The organism is Gluconobacter sp. Gdi (assembly GCF_014132155.1).
GTDB lineage: Bacteria > Pseudomonadota > Alphaproteobacteria > Acetobacterales > Acetobacteraceae > Gluconobacter.
Genome location: NZ_BLJQ01000002.1, coordinates 462,393 through 479,607 on the forward strand (window position 1 = coordinate 462,393; position 17,215 = coordinate 479,607).

General features: G+C 56.7%; 18 protein-coding genes. 12 read left to right on the plus strand and 6 right to left on the minus strand.

What is annotated here, in order from left to right:
* Positions 1-45: 45 nt before the first annotated feature.
* The 4 genes from JN414_RS06010 to JN414_RS06025 are packed head-to-tail and all read left to right on the plus strand — an operon-like array spanning position 46 to position 3,075.
* Complete coding sequence (locus JN414_RS06010; protein WP_029495718.1) at positions 46-384, plus strand: P-II family nitrogen regulator; 339 nt, start codon at positions 46-48, stop codon at positions 382-384.
* Positions 384-1,727 carry an ammonium transporter gene (locus JN414_RS06015; protein WP_255494180.1) on the plus strand — a complete coding sequence of 448 codons (1,344 nt, stop codon included), beginning with the start codon at positions 384-386 and terminating at the stop codon, positions 1,725-1,727. Before JN414_RS06010 ends, JN414_RS06015 begins: the two co-directional genes overlap by 1 nt.
* A 58-nt stretch (positions 1,728-1,785) precedes the next feature.
* Positions 1,786-2,328: a hypothetical protein gene (locus JN414_RS06020; protein WP_099211680.1), complete on the plus strand. Its 543-nt coding sequence runs from the start codon at positions 1,786-1,788 to the stop codon at positions 2,326-2,328.
* Between the two features lie 60 nt (positions 2,329-2,388).
* A complete protein-coding gene (locus tag JN414_RS06025; protein WP_237389900.1) occupies positions 2,389-3,075 on the plus strand; it encodes a hypothetical protein in 687 nt (228 codons plus the stop codon).
* 120 nt (positions 3,076-3,195) lie between these two features.
* On the opposite strand, the gene JN414_RS06030 is transcribed toward JN414_RS06025, so the two are convergent.
* Entirely contained in the window at positions 3,196-3,981 is a 786-nt protein-coding gene (locus tag JN414_RS06030; RefSeq protein WP_202207112.1) for an SDR family NAD(P)-dependent oxidoreductase, read from the minus strand.
* Between the two features lie 77 nt (positions 3,982-4,058).
* Here JN414_RS06030 and JN414_RS06035 point away from each other — a divergent pair, with 77 nt between their 5' ends.
* Positions 4,059-4,343, plus strand: coding sequence for a helix-hairpin-helix domain-containing protein (locus JN414_RS06035; protein WP_099211684.1), 285 nt, complete (start codon positions 4,059-4,061; stop codon positions 4,341-4,343).
* Here JN414_RS06035 and JN414_RS06040 read toward each other — a convergent pair.
* Positions 4,340-5,239 carry a retroviral-like aspartic protease family protein gene (locus JN414_RS06040; protein WP_202207113.1) on the minus strand — a complete coding sequence of 300 codons (900 nt, stop codon included), beginning with the start codon at positions 5,237-5,239 and terminating at the stop codon, positions 4,340-4,342. The genes JN414_RS06035 and JN414_RS06040 overlap by 4 nt on opposite strands.
* Positions 5,236-6,186 carry a tyrosine recombinase XerC gene (locus tag JN414_RS06045; protein WP_202207114.1) on the minus strand — a complete coding sequence of 317 codons (951 nt, stop codon included), beginning with the start codon at positions 6,184-6,186 and terminating at the stop codon, positions 5,236-5,238. Before JN414_RS06045 ends, JN414_RS06040 begins: the two co-directional genes overlap by 4 nt.
* A 33-nt stretch (positions 6,187-6,219) precedes the next feature.
* On the opposite strand from JN414_RS06045, the gene JN414_RS06050 reads away from it, so the two are divergent.
* On the plus strand, positions 6,220-8,460 hold the full coding sequence (locus tag JN414_RS06050) for a primosomal protein N' (RefSeq protein WP_202207115.1): 2,241 nt from the start codon (positions 6,220-6,222) through the stop codon (positions 8,458-8,460).
* Between the two features lie 109 nt (positions 8,461-8,569).
* Positions 8,570-10,771 (plus strand): TonB-dependent siderophore receptor, encoded by a 2,202-nt coding sequence (locus tag JN414_RS06055; RefSeq protein ID WP_237389901.1) that lies wholly within the window; start codon positions 8,570-8,572, stop codon positions 10,769-10,771.
* A gap of 48 nt (positions 10,772-10,819) precedes the next feature.
* Here the strand turns inward: JN414_RS06055 and JN414_RS06060 are convergent, their stop codons facing one another.
* From JN414_RS06060 to ykgO, 3 genes are all read right to left on the minus strand, one after another.
* Positions 10,820-11,050, minus strand: a complete 231-nt coding sequence (locus tag JN414_RS06060; protein WP_202207116.1) for a hypothetical protein — start codon at positions 11,048-11,050, stop codon at positions 10,820-10,822.
* A 64-nt stretch (positions 11,051-11,114) separates the two neighbouring features.
* Entirely contained in the window at positions 11,115-11,741 is a 627-nt protein-coding gene (locus JN414_RS06065; protein ID WP_237389902.1) for a hypothetical protein, read from the minus strand.
* 41 nt (positions 11,742-11,782) lie between these two features.
* The gene (gene ykgO / locus JN414_RS06070) at positions 11,783-11,908 is read right to left on the minus strand and encodes a type B 50S ribosomal protein L36 (RefSeq protein ID WP_007281615.1); all 126 of its coding nucleotides are present in this window, start codon (positions 11,906-11,908) and stop codon (positions 11,783-11,785) included.
* A 142-nt stretch (positions 11,909-12,050) separates the two neighbouring features.
* On the opposite strand from ykgO, the gene JN414_RS06075 reads away from it, so the two are divergent.
* From JN414_RS06075 to JN414_RS06095, 5 genes are all read left to right on the plus strand, one after another.
* Positions 12,051-12,539, plus strand: a complete 489-nt coding sequence (locus JN414_RS06075; protein WP_237389903.1) for a hypothetical protein — start codon at positions 12,051-12,053, stop codon at positions 12,537-12,539.
* Between the two features lie 165 nt (positions 12,540-12,704).
* Positions 12,705-14,714, plus strand: a complete 2,010-nt coding sequence (locus JN414_RS06080) for an FUSC family protein (RefSeq protein WP_202207118.1) — start codon at positions 12,705-12,707, stop codon at positions 14,712-14,714.
* The gene (locus JN414_RS06085; RefSeq protein ID WP_046900697.1) at positions 14,708-14,908 is read left to right on the plus strand and encodes a DUF1656 domain-containing protein; all 201 of its coding nucleotides are present in this window, start codon (positions 14,708-14,710) and stop codon (positions 14,906-14,908) included. Before JN414_RS06080 ends, JN414_RS06085 begins: the two co-directional genes overlap by 7 nt.
* Before the next feature lie 16 nt (positions 14,909-14,924).
* Positions 14,925-15,875, plus strand: coding sequence for an HlyD family secretion protein (locus JN414_RS06090; protein WP_064274642.1), 951 nt, complete (start codon positions 14,925-14,927; stop codon positions 15,873-15,875).
* 129 nt (positions 15,876-16,004) lie between these two features.
* On the plus strand, positions 16,005-17,192 hold the full coding sequence (locus JN414_RS06095; RefSeq protein WP_237389904.1) for a lipase family protein: 1,188 nt from the start codon (positions 16,005-16,007) through the stop codon (positions 17,190-17,192).
* The last annotated feature ends 23 nt before the right edge of the window (positions 17,193-17,215 follow it).

Genomic DNA, 17,215 nt, shown 5'->3' on the forward strand with positions numbered 1-17,215 from the left:
ATACTGGCCCCCAGTCTTCTGATTCCCAACGAGGATATGCCGTTCGTGAAGCTCGTCACCGCTATTATCAAACCCTTCAAGCTTGACGATGTCCGGGAGGCGCTGACGCCACTGGGCGTGCAAGGTCTGACCGTGACGGAAGTCAAAGGTTTTGGTCGTCAAAAAGGCCAGACGGAAATTTACCGTGGCGCCGAGTATCACGTCAGCTTTCTTCCAAAGCTCAAGATTGAAATTGCTGTGGCAGATTCCGTTGTGGAAGACGTCATTGAGGCAATCATGACGGCAGCTCGCACGGGTAAGATCGGTGACGGCAAGATCATGGTCTCCAATCTCGATCAGCTCATCCGCATCCGCACGGGAGAGACCGGGGAGGGCGCTCTGTGATGAGACGTTCCGGTCTTTCGATCATGGCTGCTGGCGCACTTCTGCCAGTATCCGCGATGGCTGCTGATGCGCCTGCGGCCATCGACACAGGCGATACAGCCTGGATGCTGATCAGCACAGCACTCGTCCTGATGATGACAGTGCCTGGTCTTGCGTTGTTCTACGGCGGCATGGTTCGCAAGAAGAACGTTCTTGCCACCCTGATCCAGTCTTTTGCCATCTGTTGTATCGCCAGCCTCGTCTGGATGGTTGCAGGTTACAGTCTGGCCTTCTCGAGTGGCACGCCGTGGATTGGTGATCTGTCCCGCGCTTTGCTGAACGGTGTTGCAGCAAACTTCCACAACGGCGTTGATTCCGCTTTCACGCTTGGGGCAGGAACGGCAGCCGCCGTTCCGATGACGATCCCGGAAAGCGTCTACATGATGTTCCAGATGACGTTCGCCGTCATCACGCCAGCCCTGATTACAGGGGCCTACGCGGAACGTATGAAGTTCTCTTCCATGTGCGTCTTCACGATCTTCTGGCTGCTGCTGGTTTATGCACCTGTCGCTCATTGGGTCTGGAGCCCAACGGGTTGGGTCGCTGGCCTGGGCGCTGTGGACTTTGCCGGTGGCACGGTCGTGCACATCAACTCCGGTGTGGCTGGCCTTGTCTGTGCGTATGTTCTTGGCAAGCGCCGCGGCATTGGAACGGATGACATGTCTCCGTTCAACCTGACATACGCCATTATCGGTGCGTCCCTGCTTTGGGTTGGCTGGTTTGGCTTCAACGCAGGCTCTGCGCTGGGCGCTAACGGCCGTGCAGGCATGGCCATGCTGACAACGCAGCTTGCTGCTGCCGCTGGTGGTGTCGCCTGGATGGCTGTTGAGTGGGCACGGACGGGTAAGCCGACGGCACTTGGCATTATTTCCGGCGTGGTCGCCGGGCTGGTCGCCATTACACCTGCTGCGGGCTTTGTCCTGCCGGGTGGCGCTGTGGTGATTGGTCTGATTGCCGGTGCAGTCTGCTTCTGGAGTGCCACGTGGCTCAAGCACGCTCTTGGCTATGATGACAGTCTCGATGCGTTCGGTGTTCACGGTACGGGGGGTATCGTTGGCGCTCTGCTGACAGGTGTTCTGGCTTATGGGCCGCTCTCTGCAACGGACGCTAATCCGGCTGGTACCGTCGGAAGCCTTTCACAGCTTCTGGCTCAGGCAGAAGCCGTCTGCGTGACGATTGTCTGGTGTGTCATCATGACATTCGTGATCCTGAAGGTTCTGGATCGTGTCATGGGTCTGCGTGTTTCTGCAGAAGAGGAACTTGAAGGCCTCGATACGACCATGCATGGTGAACGCATCAACTGATCGTAGTCACCGGCGTTTCTGAACCGGGAGGCTGCGACTTCCCGGTTGACAGACAAGGATGTTTTTCATGGTTTCCAGCCGTATGTTGTCCCGCCTCTCCCTGGCCGCTGTTCTGGCTGCCGGTCTTGCCTCGGTTCCTGCACACGCGATGACGGCCAAGGAATGCCATGCTGCATTCCAGTCCGCCAAGAAGGGCGGCACCCTGAACGGTCAAAGCTACAAGGCCTTCAAGGCTGCAAGCTGTGGTAGCGAAACGGCTGAAGCCGCGCCTGCGACAACTGCTGCCCCGGCAACGGCTGCCACAGCACCAACAACGACGGCACCTGTCACGACGGGTAAGGCGAACCCGCCTGATTCGTCTGTTGCAGGTACGAAGGCACCGATTGCGTCCAAGAGTGCTCCGGTCACGTCTGGAAACGTTGTATTCCCAACGGCTGTGTCGTCCCAGTTTTCCAGCCTGTCCGCTGGCAAGGCTCGCATGAAGACCTGTGTTGCCCAGTACAATGCGAACAAGGCAAACGGCGGCAATGGCAGCCTGAAGTGGATCCAGAAGGGTGGCGGGTACTGGTCCCAGTGCAACAGCCGTCTCAAAGGCGAATAATCCCCTACGTCTTAGCGGATACCAGAAACCTCCGTTCCTTTATCGGGACGGAGGTTTTTTATGCCAGTTATTCTCCCGTTACTGGGAGGCGAGGGGGATGCGCCGCGTATACCGGTGAAAACCAACGGCAAACCCGCTGCGATGTATGTCAGCCCAGCGTTCGATTACATTTACGCCCGGAATTCTGAAGGAATACAGTTCCCCAAGGGCTATGATGACGCCAAAGTTGTCATCAGCGGTGCCTATAAGGAAAGCGCCTTTCATTCCAAAATTAATGAACTGGTTCTGGATGATATTCCGCTGAGAGATGTAGACGTCGTCTTGCTCGCGAAGGCCAGTACGCAGGTGGTTGACGGGCGACCAATTGTGGGTGTGCTCGGACGTGCGGCATTATTCCGCCTGGCAGTTCTGATAGATATTCCGGAAAGACAGTTCGCGTATCTTGATGTCAAAGATACGAAAGCCTGCAAGCTGGCGTTTAAAACATTCCTGGGAGACGGCAGTCATTCCGTGGACATGGAAGATGACTTCACAGTTCATATTCGGGTTGGCGAAAAGAAGAAGCGCGTCAGCCTTGATCCTGATCTGACATACACGACATTTCCGTCTTTCTGGATTTCTTCACTAAAAGAAAATCTGGAGGGTCTGGGGGATCAGAAGAAATTCACTCACTATGATGATTTTCTGAGTGTGGGGCAGGGCGCGCTGGTCAAAAACCTTTTTTGGCGGCGCTCCGATAGAGAATGAAAAAGTTGTCTTTCAGGATGAAGTAGAAATTGGAAGTCTGGGGCTTCCGTTCTTCGCCACATATTCAGGAAACGTCTCCGTGCAGGATCGGCGCGGAGACGTGCAGTAAGTTTCTGAAGATCAGCTCATAGGAAATGGTGGCTGCCCGTTTGATGCGGTCACGCCCCCATCAACCGGCATGATCAATCCGGTAATGTAAGCCGCGTCCTCACTGGCCAGGAATGTGATTGCTGCGGCCATATCTTCAGGCTCTCCCAGACGCTGCAACGGAACGCGGTCTTCGACGCTTTTGACGAAAGCTGGATCTTTAAGGGCGTCCGCCGTCATGGCAGTGCGTGTGACCGACGGGCAGATGGCGTTGACGCGAACGCCATCCTTTCCGTGATCCATCGCCAGAACGCGCGTCAGGTTCACAACGCCGCCTTTGGCAACATCGTAATAGGCCGTGTTCCAGTCTCCCCTCATTCCAGAGACGGAGGCCGTGTTGACGATGTTGCCTTTGCTCTGGATCAGCAGGGGCAGAAAGGTGCGGCTGACATTCAGGGTTCCGGTCAGGGTTGTGGCACACACGGTCTGCCAGGCGTCCAGATCGCCGTCCAGAACCGTGCCGATTGTGGTGACACCGGCGTTGTTCACCAGCACATCCAGTGTGCCGAACGTCTGTTTGGTGAGGTCCAGCAGTTTCTGAACTTCGTCGGGTTTGGAAATGTCTGTCAGAGAGGCCGTAGCTTTGTTCGGGTCGAGGCTCTTCATGACCTCGTCGAGCTTTTCCTGATCCCGGTCCACAAGAATGACATGCGCGCCTTCGTCAAGGAAACGAAGGGCTGTCGCGTGACCAATACCCGATGCCGCCCCCGTCACGAGAACCTTGCGGCCAGTGAAACGTGATAGTCCCTGCGTCGCCATGAATAATGTCCTTTTGTTGCTAGGACTTTAAAGTGCCGCTCGCTACAATGGTTGCCTCAAATAAAGGGCGAGCAGGCATGAGTGATCTCACAATGCTGAAGAATGTTGGCAAAGCAGCACTCGCAGATTTTGCCATATTGGGGATTACCTCAACTGCGCAGCTGGCATCCTGTGAGCCGGACGATCTTTATCTGAAGCTCTGTCATCTAACGCAGCAACGCCATGATCCCTGTGTGCATGACGTGTTTGCGGCCACCATCCATCAGGCGAAAACGGGAGAAGCCCTGAACTGGTGGGCTTTCACGCCTGCTCGCAAGGAACGGATGAAAGCCGGTACGTTCTGTACGCTCCCAACTCCTTAACGAACGAAAATCTGGCTTGTGGCGTAAGAGAGCCAGATGTCGTGTTTGGCGAACCAGTCTGAGCCCAGCAGCATGTCGGCCTGATCATGAACCGGGGCGACAGTCAGAACTGGATCAACCCACACCGTGCCCCCCATGGAAAAGCGCTTGAAGCGATGCCAGTGGTATCGGCGTTCATGCAGGTCCACACCGGCAGTGATACCGCCAGGGTCGAGCGCGAGCAGCTCATCCGTGAGACCGAGGCGATAGGCGAAGTCGGTGCTGACAATATGGGAGCGCGCACCGCTATCGAGAAGTGCTGTTCCGCGCGTCCCATCAAGCGTGAAGGTTACCATCAGGCGCCCGTCAACCTGTCGGGCCGGAACCGTATTCCACTGGCCTTTCCAAGTGGGCTGAAGCTGGCAGGACGAGCTGTTTGAGGAAACTTTCCAGAACATGAGCTTCTGATGGGGAACGTCAAATTCCAGATCATACCCATCCAGAACATCTGCCCCGAGAAGCCCCAGAATAGGCGGATGAATCATCGGGGAACCAGGGAGAGAGCCTATGGGCATGGACCCTGCGCCCAGAGAAAGGTGGCCCAGTTGCAGATCGGCAATACGGACGTTGGCAACAAGACGAGGTGTTCCGTTGGGGCCCTGCATAACAGTGTGACGGTCAGGGTCCTGAGATAGATGAAGCGCTGCAACGCCCTGCGGTGTCATCAGGCTACCCTGTGAACCTGTGTCTACGATCATGGAGACTGCATGACCGTTGATCTGGGCTGGAATGCTCAGATATCCACCATCATCGCGCAGCGGCAAAACGGCCGCTTGTACCGTGTGGCATGGCACTGCTTCAGCCTTCCCGGTCAGAGCCATAAGAGCAGCCAGAATGCCCCATGTCAGTCTTTTCATTCCTGCTCCGCCCGTGGGTGTGCCTTGCGCCAGACGTCCAGCAGGTGCTTTTCGTCTGCCAGAGTATAAGCCTGGGTGGTGGAAAGACTGGCATGGCCCATGAGTTCCTGAATGGCACGCAGATCAGCGCCACCTTCCATCAAATGGGTCGCAAAAGAGTGGCGAAGAGCATGCGGTGTGGCAGAATCCGGCAGGCCTTCTCCCTTGCGCCATTCGCGCATGGCCCGCTGGGCGACGCCGGGATTTAGGCGGCCTCCCCGAACACCGCAGAACAGCGGAGCGTCAGGGGCGGGAGAAGGGTGAACGCCTTTCCATAACTCCAACGCGTCACGGACAGCCGGAAGCAGTGGAACCAGACGTTCTTTCCCCCCTTTGCCCACCACGCGCAGCATGTTCTCACCAGCGTTTGTCAGATCCCGCACATCAAGGGCCAAGGCTTCACCAATCCGCAAGCCTGTACCGTACAGAAGCGTAAAGAGTGCTTTGTCCCGGATGGCAGCAGCGCTCGTAAAAGCATCGTCGGAAATTCCTTCCGGCGCAGCCAGGGCCTGTTCTTGCCCAAGAGGACGTGGAAGGCGCTTTTTCAGTCGTGGGGTCGCGAGGAGCCCCGGGGCAGGATTCGAGACATCATGGCGCATGGCCAGATAGCGAAAGAACGATCGCAGGGCCGAAACATGTCGTGCTCTGGAACGAGCGCGCGCATCGGCATTCGTGGCGCGACGTGTGGGTTTTTCGCTGCGGGCTGTTTCATGAGCCAGCCACGCCCGGAGATCAGCAAGGGAGAGCTTTGCCAGAGCAGTCAGATCAACCTCGCCCCCCAGATGCTGCTCAAAGAAGGAGAGGGCCATAACGATATCATGGCGGTAGGCCTCAACCGTTCGCAGGCTGGAGCGCCGTTCATGGGTCAGCCATTCGGTCCAGTCGCGTAATGCGTCATGGGCCATCATGGCATTTCGGGCTCAGGGAGGTTAGACACAGGCATGGCATCCAGCAGCCTACCCAAGCCTGACCTCTGGCGAAAGCCACCCCCCACCGGAACGCGTGTCTCGGTGCTCGTTCCGCTGCCTTTTCCGGGGCCGTTGGATTATCTGGCACCCATGACGCTTCAGCCGGGCGATCTGGTGTCAATTCCCTTGGGAAAGCGGGAGACGGTCGGATGTGTCTGGGATACGACCAGCACAGTCCCTGTTGACTTCGCGACGGCTCCGGGGCGCGAGGTTCCGTTGTCCCGTTTGCGTCCAGTTGTCGAAAAGCTGGACGTACGCCCCCTGCCGGGCAGTCTGCGGCGGTTTATTGATTGGGTTGCTGCATATACCCTGACGCCGCCTGGGCTTGTACTGGCGATGGCAACCCGCATTCACCTGAAGGACGCACCAAAGCCTGCGTTGGGTTGGGTCAGAACGGAACAACCGGAAGAAGGCCTGCGCATCACTCCGGCTCGTCGCTCCGTCCTCAATGCGGCTTCCAATGCGCCGATGACGACGTCTGATCTCGCGGCGGCCAGCGGTGCCAGTTCCGCCGTGATCCGAGGACTCGCGACTGCGGGGCTCCTTCGGGAAGCCGTCATCTCTGTCGCGGCTCCTTTCGCAACGCCGGACCCAACCCACGGCGCACCGCAGCTTTCTGAAGAGCAGGCGGACGTTGCCGAGCAGCTTTGCCGTCCGGTGAAAGAGCAGCGGTTTGACGTCACTCTGCTGGAGGGGGTGACAGGATCGGGAAAGACCGAGGTCTATTTCGAGGCCGTCGCGGCCTGTTTGGCGCAAGGGAAACAGGTTCTGGTCCTGTTGCCGGAAATTGCTTTGTCAGCTCAGTGGACGGATCGGTTTATCCGTCGTTTCGGTGCAGACCCGGCCGTCTGGCACTCCGACCTCGGAACCAAGCGTCGACGCGAGACATGGCGCGCTGTGGCAGACGGGACGGCGCGTGTCGTTGTGGGCGCGCGATCAGCGCTCTTTCTGCCATTTGAAGATCTTGGACTCGTCGTGGTGGACGAGGAGCATGAGAGCGCCTTCAAGCAGGAAGAAGGCGTCATGTATCATGGGCGGGACATGGCTGTGGTTCGCGCCCGTCTGGCGAACGCTCCTGCCATTCTTGTGTCCGCCACGCCTTCACTGGAGACGCTGGCGAACGTGGATAGCGGCCGCTATCACCATGAGCTTCTGACTGCCCGGCATGGCGGAGCGACGATGCCGGATGTTTCTCTGGTCGATATGCGGGCTGACCCGCCAGAGCGTGGGCTCTTTTTATCCCCGGTGCTCTGCACTGCCATTGATGAGACCCTGAAGAACGAGGAGCAGGCGATGCTGTTCCTCAACCGTCGTGGTTACGCACCGTTGACGCTCTGTCGTGCCTGCGGGCACCGGATGCAGTGCCCCAACTGCTCCACCTGGCTGGTGGAACATCGCGCGCGTGGCATCCTGACATGCCATCATTGCGGTCACACCGAGAGTATCCCGTCAGATTGTCCCCAATGCCACGCCGAACACTCTCTGGTGCCAATCGGGCCGGGAATTGAGCGCATTACGGAAGAAGCAAAGCTGCGCTTTCCTGAGGCGAAGATCCTCGTCATGTCTTCCGATACGCTGGGCTCCCCTGCGGCTACGGCGGAAGCCGTACGGAAGATCACGGACGGCGAGGTCAACCTCATCATCGGGACGCAAATCGTTGCCAAAGGCTGGCATTTCCCGAAGCTGACGCTGGTCGGTGTTGTGGATGCGGATCTGGGGTTGGGCGGCGGCGATCTAAGGGCAGCGGAACGCACGGTTCAGCTTCTGCATCAGGTCGCGGGTCGTGCGGGTCGCGCTGAGCGTCCTGGTCGTGTCCTGCTTCAGAGCTACGTGGGTGAGCACCCTGTCATGACCGCGCTTGTCTCCAATGATTTCCAGACCTTCATGGAGCAGGAAGCCGAGCAGAGACGCCCTTCTTTCTGGCCGCCATACGGTCGGCTGGCTGCGCTGATCATCAGTGCTGCAACGACAGACGCGGCAGATGCTCTGGCAAAGGAAATAGCCTTTGCGGCACCGGAGCGAGAAGGGGTGCAGGTGTTAGGCCCAGCCCCTGCGCCTCTGGCTGTTTTACGCGGGCGGCACCGGCGCCGGTTACTGCTGCGGACCATGCGGGGAATCGCTGTTCAGCCGATTTTGCGGGACTGGCTGAAAGACATCAGGCCCAAAGGAAGCGCCAAAATCGATATCGATATCGATCCTATCTCGTTTCTCTGAAACGTTGATAACGACCATCCGGGTTATGACAAAAAAAATCCGGGCCCTTGTGTTTATTAAGAATGACTCGCATTAGCATCGAACCTTTACTCTTTGAGATGCGAATCAAATGAGCCCTACAACAGCCAGCCTTGGTCGGAGTGTGTTTCGTTGCACTCAGCCAATGGCGTTGATGATCGTTTCCCAGTTGTTGCTGTCTTCTTCCGCCAGTGCAGGCTCGCTGGTAGAGAAACCGGAAAAGCAGAAAAGCTCTTCTGCGGCCCACGCTCGTAAAAACAGCCCTTCTTCTGCGGCCAGGCGTAGAAAGCAGGATATTGTCACGGTGGTTGGGCAGCAGCAGGCCGCTTCTGTCAGTGCCGCCAAGATGGCCATTCCGTTTTTGGAAAACCCTCAAATCATTTCTGTCGTTTCCCGCAAGCTGATGGATGAGCAGAATGTCATCCGCCTGTCGGATGCGCTGCAAAACGTGGCAGGCGTGTCACACGCGGACAGCTACGGCCTGTATGACAGTATTCGCGTGCGTGGCTTCAGCACATCCGGCATGACCTATCTCGATGGCATGAAAACCATCGACAGCCTTTCCATGAACGAGACTGTGGGCCTGTCGCGCATGGAAGTCATCAAAGGGCCGGCTTCGGGCCTGTTTGGGCAGGGACCGCTCTCTGGCATGGTCAACATGGTCAGCAAGAGGCCGACAGACAGTAATTTTGCCAACTTCACAGCTCAGGGCGGATCTTGGTCCTATTATGAAGGGCGCGCGGATATCAACAGGAAGCTGACATCCAATGGGATGATTACGGCCCGGGTGAATGCCGTTTACCGAAAGCAGGATTACTTCGTCCGTGCTTCGGATATGGAGACGCTTTATATCGCACCATCCATTTCAATTCGCCCGACCGATCATACCGACCTGACGCTCCTGTTCCGCTATAATCGCACGAGCGGTCACCCTTATACGGCGATCCCGGCGTATGGAACGGTTCTGCCGTCTCCCTGGGGAAAACTGCCCAGGGATTTTGCCATCAACGATGTTGAAAACCCTGCCCAGCAGCGACAGACCTATGTTCATCTGGGCTACATGTTCGATCACAAGTTCAATGAGAACATCGGCTTCCATCAAGGGTTTCGGTATCAGGTGTACCGTCAGACCTATAACAGATGGCTGTTTGCAACGACGGGGTTCTCGAACGATCTTTCACAGGTTGGTCGGTATTACTATGGGCCGTATAATAACCACGGAACTGACGTCAGGATTGATACGAACGTTAATTTTAAATTCCATACAACACGCCTGATCTCACACTACGTTCTGGTCGGAACAGACTATGGTCAGAATGGAACCAACTCCACCACCGGCTTTGCAACCACCACAAATCTCAATCTCGCAAATCCGGTCTATGGGGATGTTCCCGACTATGCGAGCAGTGGTGTCATTTCCAAAACACGGCAGGACCAGTTCGGGGCCTATATTCAGGACCATATGAAGATCGGCCGTCAGGTTGCGGTGACATTTGGTGTGCGCTGGGATCGTGCGACCAGTGGCCGGGGCGGGAACAATCCCCCAACGACGGCTTTTAGTCCGCACGCAGGCATTACCTGGGCCTTTACGGACTGGATGTCTGCATACTTCAACTGGTCCAAGGCGTTTCTGCCAACGACGTCTGTTGATTATCAGCAGAATATCCTGCCGCCACAGAGAGGAACGGATTACGAGGTTGGCCTCAAAGCGCAGACGCGAAACGGTGTGCTGACAGGGATGGCCACCCTTTTCGATCTGGCGCGGACAAATGTCGCGACAACAGATCCACTTCATCCGCTTTACTCAATTGCTCAGGGTGAGCAGACGAGCAAAGGGTTTGAACTGGAAGGCAATCTCAGAATTCTCCCAACCTGGACTGCCAATATTGCGTATACTTATCTCGATACCAAAATCACCAAAGACAACCAGCTCCTGCCCAATGGCGGAACTCTGTGGCTTGCGGGTGTGCCGCACCATATTTTCAATGTCTGGACAAAGTATTCTATCCCGTCAGGGATGCTGAAGGGGCTTGGTATTGGGGCGGGTGTGCACTTTGAGGGGGCCAGCCCAGCCGATAATTACACGCCACGCGATCCCATCTATGGCCTGACGTACAAAACGTCTGCCTATGCTCTGGTCAATCTGGCTGCGTATTATGAAAGAGGGTCCTGGAGCGCACAGGTCAACGTGCAGAATGCAGCCGACAAGCGATATTTCCCGTCAGCTTCTTTAAGCCGAACGGTTGTTGGAGCCCCACGAACGATTATGGGTGGTCTGACAAAGCGATTCTGAAGAGGGTTCTGGCCAGAGATCCGGGTTAGAGTCTGGCCAGAGGAATGGTCAGCCTTTCCGGTTACGGAAGAACTGGATGGTTGCTGCCACGACGGAAATAACGGCGAGTGCCTGCTGAAAATAGGGGCGGAAACGCTTGGGGCCGATTGTGGCCATGCCGGTCATGACAGCCAGGCTGATTTCGCGGGCGCGGCCAGCATGTTTGCAGCAGGCTTTGACTTTGCTGCAGCAACCCTGTTTTGCGGGAGCCTGATCGGTGGGAACTGTTTTGGTTTTCATGAAGGTCCTCCTGAATAGAGTGAATCAGGGAATGAACGCTGACGAATACAAGAGGTTGTGTTCGTCAGTCTTCCTGTCCGTCTTTCTCTGTCTGAAGGATTTTGAGTTGCTTGTCTGCATCAGGAGCATGCGGATCAAGCTGCATCATCTGTTTGTAAGCACGAAGGGCAGCGTCTGGCTCGTGCCTTTCCCGCTCTGCATCCGCCAGCATTCCCCACGCCGTTGCGTCACCAGGGTCTGCCTGAATGGCCACGCCCAGATCGGAAATCGCGCCATTGTTGTCGCCCGCGGCAAGGCGCACGGCAGCACGATGACGGCGGAGAATGGATTGGTCAGGCTGGATGGTGATGGCAGAGGTGAGGTCGTCTTCTGCAGTCTGGAAGTCGTGCTTGCCCAATGCATTCTGCGAATCGGATAGAAGCATCCGTACAGCGCCTGTCAGGCTACGACTGCGCAGGCTTTCGGCCTGATCAGCAAGCTGACGTGCAATTTTTTCATTTCCAGCGAGAGCGAGAGCCTTTTCCGCCTCAGCAAGACGTTCCTGAACGGTCTTGTGGTGTGGATGTGCCTTGCTGGAATCGTTTTTTGCAGGGGAAGGAGCGCTGGCCGGTCCGGACGTTTGGGACGGGGCAGGGGTCGGCGGTGTGGCAGAGGAAATGGCCGGTGCACAAAGCAGAACGGCGCCAGCCATCAGCCAGCGCCGTCTGTTTGATATCCGGCGAATCAAAGCAATTAGCCCTGACGTGCCTTCATGCGCGGGTTCTTCTTGTTGATGATGTAAACGCGTCCACGACGGCGGACAACGCGGCAGTCCTTGTCGCGGACCTTTGCGGACTTCAGGCTGTTGCGGATCTTCATGATGTTTCCAGGCTCTCGACTGTATGGCCCACAATGGACCGGATAGCGGGCCGGAACGCCCGCAAAAGGATGGCCTCGCTTAACGACCGTCCTTTAAGGAGTCAAGGTCAACAGCGTTCTGGAGCGCGGAAAAGCTGCCAGAATGCGTTCTGCAACGGTGTGTGACTATCATGCCATGAGGCTTGTCCGGAGATTATTTTCCCCTAATCATGCCGTCATGATCAAGCGTCGCTTTGTGGCCACCCTCCTTCTGGCCGTCCCGCTCGCCTTTCCGGTCCTGGCTCATGCCGAGGACGGAGGGGCCAAAACCAATGATGACGACCCATCGATCAATGCGTTGGGCATCGGGGTCAATCAGGTCCTCAAAGTCCTGCAGACTCACCCCGATTCTGCTACGGATGCCTGTATCAATGCTCTCAAGGAGATGCATGAAGCACAGGATCAACTGAGCAAGGAAGAAGGGCACGAGAATAATCAGGACGTCGAGGTGGCGCGGGACGTGACATCGTCCACCATGGAAGACGTGACAACGATCTGTGGTGCGGATGCACGGACGCTGTGCAGGGAGTCAGCCGAGAGTAATCCAAAGCTCGCCGCAGCCTGTCATGCTCTCCCTCATGAAGATGATTGAGGAGTCGAACATCACGTTTCGGCGATAAAATCCGTCAAATCATGTCACGGCCAATCCGGGGCTAACCTTCTTCTAAAGTGAGGAGTAGGGTTTTCAGTCTGAGTTGATGACTGGAACTGTAAGCTGCGCCGGAATGACCCGTTTGCCTGGCAGGGATAATCTGTCTTGACCGCCACGTTACAGTCGGTCTTTCGCCCGGGATGGATCCAGTTCAGCCTCCGAACCTGGATTGCGCTCGTTCTGGCTTTGGCCACGGCGTTCTGGGCTCAGGTCGATACACCGGCCGGCGCTGGCGTGACTGTCATGATTCTTGCCCAGCCCCTGAGAGGGCAGGCCCTTTCCAAGGCATTTTATCGCTTTCTCGGCACCCTGCTGGGTGTTGGCGTTTCTATCCTTCTGATTTCCATGTTCAGCCAGGATCGTGGCCTCTTTCTGGGAGGCGTCGCGCTCTGGATGGCTGGTTGTGCCTTTGTGGGGACGCTGGAGCGCGACTTCCGGGCTTATGGTGCCCTTTTGGCTGGCTACATGGTGGCACTTGTTGCTGTTGCCAGTATCGATGCGCCCCAGAATATCTATCATGTCAGTGTGGCGCGTGCCTCAACGGTCGCTATCGGCGTTGCATCCATTGCGGTTGTCAATCTGCTGTCTGGCTCACCGCAGGCCTGGCGCAATCTCGCCAAGGGGCTCCAGAACCTTGGGCAGAGAATCCGTGGTCTGAGCCACTCCGCCATCATGGGAGAGCCGTCCCCTTCCGCGCAGGGGACAACGGCTCTGGCCTCCGAAATCCTGTCTCTGATGACGCAGATTTCTTACGCCCGGACGGAGCTGGATCGTAGCCGCCTGCGGATGGCAGGAGCCAAACTCAGTATCATCGGTATGTTGACGGTTCTCACCTGTAGCCGTGCAATTTCTACGTTGCTGAGTGAAGGTGGGGTAACGGATATTCTGGTCCGCTACGTGCGCCAGTGGCACGAGCGTGTTGAGGATGGCACGAACCGTCAGGAAACGATGGGCACCATCCTGTCCAACATCCGACGGGAAGATCCGGAGTATTTCCCGACACCTCTGGATGCCTGGTTTCTGGAGCGTGCTGCGACGCTTCTGAGTAACCGGCTGCATATCCGCACGGGTATCAGTACACTCATGAAAGCAACCCCGGCAGGGGAGGCGCTGAAACTGGCGACGCTTTCAAACAATCCAGACTACATTACAGCGTTCATCAACAGCATGCGTGTGCTGCTTGGTTTCAGTTTTATAGCAGCATTCTGTGTAGGAACGGGCCAGCCAGCTTCTGCCACTGCCCTTTCCCAGAGCGCACTCGTTCTTGTCCTTGCATCTTCGTCACTGGACACGGCGGTGTTCGGTAAAGGCGCGATGATCGGCACGCCTTTGGGAATTCTTGCTGCCGGGTTTCTGTCTTTCTGGGTCTTACCCCACGTTTATACCCTTCAGGGGCTGGCTTTTGTTCTGCTTCCCCAGACCGTTATTGCCTGCCTTCTTCTGATGAATCCGAAAACAACCGCTGTGGGCTTTCACTATGGTGCGTTCTTTCTCGTCTTCGTAGGCTTGGGTAACCACCACAGTTACGATCCAGGCGCTTTCCTCGAACGCAACACGTTCTATTTCCTGTCAGCGGTTCTTTCATTCATCCTTCTGGTTCTGCTGTGGCCGCCAACTGCGCGCCGCCATCGGTTCCGCATTGCCGTGACCATTTCTTCGGATCTGGAATCACAGCTGAGCGGTCATGGTGAGGCTATGGGCCCCGCGTTGCTCAGCCGGAAATATGATCGTCTGAGCCAGCTCCTGTTGTGGACAAAGCGTCTCCCGAAGCGCGGTACGGCCTCAGAGCATGTTTTTGAGCGCCTTGTCGCGCTGGAGGATCTGTCCAGCACGATTGCCCGTGTGCGTCTGTACCTCGATCAGGCGGCGCGGATGCCGTCTCTGAGGCACCTTGTGAGACCTGCGCGTAAAGCGCTCGCACAGGATAGTCTGGCGCTGCTGGAGAGTGAACTGGCAGATATGACGCAGGCCTTTCTTGACCGACTGCGTCTGGGCGCCCCCAGTGAGGAAATTCTGATCCTCAACTGTGTTGGTGGGCTGGAGTCCGTGCGCGTCATGCTTCTGCGAAATCGGACAGCCGTTCATCATTATGGAATAGGACGCAAACGATGGTGATGAGACAGGTCGTAGACCTTGGCGGTTTGCTTGTGTCCGCGTTCGTCGTCAATCTGGCGTTGTCACTTCTGACGCTGGCCATTCTCCGCTGGCTCATGGGCTGGCTTGATCTGTGGCGTTTCGTCTGGGATCCGCCGCTTGCCCAGTTCGGCATCCTTATCTGCCTGCTTGGGCTCTATACCCTGATCCTCTGATACAAGGCCGTTTCAAGTGCTATCCAGTGCCCATCGTCTGATCCGCCTGACCATTACGATCTCCATTCTTGTGGTGGCTGCCGTCGTGGTGGTTATCCTGTGGGATTACTACACAGCCTCTCCCTGGACCCGGAACGGGCAGGTGCGTGTTCAGGTCGCCAATATCGCGCCACGTGTTTCAGGGCAGATCCTGCATGTGAATGTGCTGGACAATCAGCCTGTTCACCATGGAGACGTCCTGTACGAAATTGACCCGTTCGATTTCCAGGTAGCGGTGGATGCGGCCAAAGCCAAGGTGGCCGAACGCAAGGCAGACATGGAGTTCAAGGAAGTTCAGGCCCAGTGGCGTAAGGCCATTCCCGGTGTGGCGGTCTCACAGGAAGAAAAGAAGCAGTACGTTGCACTGTCCCAGCAGGCAGCGGCGCAATACGCTTCTGCTCAGGCAGACCTGCGTCAGGCAGAAATCAATTTGGACCGTACAAAAGTCCGCAGTTCCATAGACGGTATTGTCACAAACCTGATCATGCGACCGGGTGACTTTGCAACGGCGGGTGTTGTGAACATGCACGTCATTGATACCAACTCATACTGGATCGACGGCTATTTCGAAGAGACCAAGGTCCATGATCTGGACGAGGGCGATCTCGTTCGCATGGATCTGATGGGCTACCACGACCCGCTTTTCGGACATATCGAGAGTATTACGCGCGGTATTGCGAGCAACAACGCACTGGTGAATGAGCAGGGTCTGCCGACAGTTGATCCGGTTTATACGTGGGTGCGTCTGGCACAGCGTATTCCTGTGCGCGTGAAAATCGACAAGGTGCCGTCCGATCTCACATTGGCCGCTGGCATGACCGCAACCGTGACGGTCGTTTCAGAGACGGGAAATCGTCGTCATCGCTCAACGCAGGATGCGTTTCAGCATTTCGGTGATGATGTTCGTCATCTCTTTGGTCACAAATAACGGAAATTCCAATCTCCGGGGCGAAAAGGCCCCGATTTTGGTTGGCACAAGATTTTCACACAACTTTTTCCGTCAGAACCCGTACCTTACTGCGTCAGGCCCACAGAGCATTTCAGGTAAGGAAGAATTGTGCGCGTATCTTTTTCCCGTAAGACGATCAGTCTGGTTATGGGTGGCGTTTGTATTGCTGCCATCTCAGCGCAGGCGAATGCCGCACCTCAGAACAGCGCACAGAAGCCGGGTGTTCTGCTGAACTCTGCTCCGCTGGCAGAGACCCTGAGCCTTCCGAATGCTGCTCGTTCCCTGCGCATCACCTATCTTTCCACAGATGGTGTTACGGGGAAGGGGCTCGTCCCCGTGACTGCTGAAGTCATTGTCCCTGCTGGTGAAGCGCCTGCAGGCGGGTGGCCGATTGTTGCCTGGGCGCATGGTACGGTTGGAAATGATGACAGCTGCGCACCGTCTCTGAACCCCTATAGCGAGCGCAATACTCATTACCTGTCCGAATGGATGAAGCGCGGTTTTGCCATCGTCGCAACGGACTATCAGGGGCTGGGCACACCGGGTGTGCACCCATATTTGAATACACGGGCTGAAGCTTACAGCGTGCTGGACTCTGTGCGGGCTGCGCTGAAGTCTGTGCCGGGCTTACAGAACAAGGTGATGATCGTTGGGCAGTCCCAGGGCGGTGGTGCAGCCTTTGCTTCTGCGGCGTTTGCACCGACTTACGCGCCGGATATCAATGTGCGCGGGACTGTGGCGACAGGCATCCCGTACATGACGCCGGAAATACTGTCTGGCCTGTTGCAGGAAGCTGGCAAGTCATCGGGGTATAGCCCGCTGGTGGCTTACACGCTGCTGATTGGTTCGTCCTATGCTGGTCTGCATCCGACCTTCCGTCCCGAAGACGCCTTTACGTCCAAGGCTATGCCGGCGTTCAAGGCAGCGGCTGACTCCTGCCTGACGGGGCTGTCAGACATGGCGGAGAAAGACGGTCTGACGCTTGCGAATGCGCTTCAGCCTACGTTTGTGAAGGCCATGACACCCGCATTTAAAACAATGACGTACCCGACGTTGAAACTGGCCCAGCCACTTTTTGTTGGAACGGGCACCGCAGATCAGGACGTTCCACCGCAGCTTCAGGAAGGCTTGGTCAAGGCAGCCTGTGCCGCTGGATCAACAGTACAGGCGCATTTGTATAAAGGGCTGGACCACTCTCAGACAGTCAATGCATCCCTGCCGGACTCAGCCGCCTTCACTAAAGCTGTGATGGCGGGTGAGCCTGTCACACCGCAGTGCACACCGATTCCTCAATAATCAGATGATCACCCTGAGGGAGA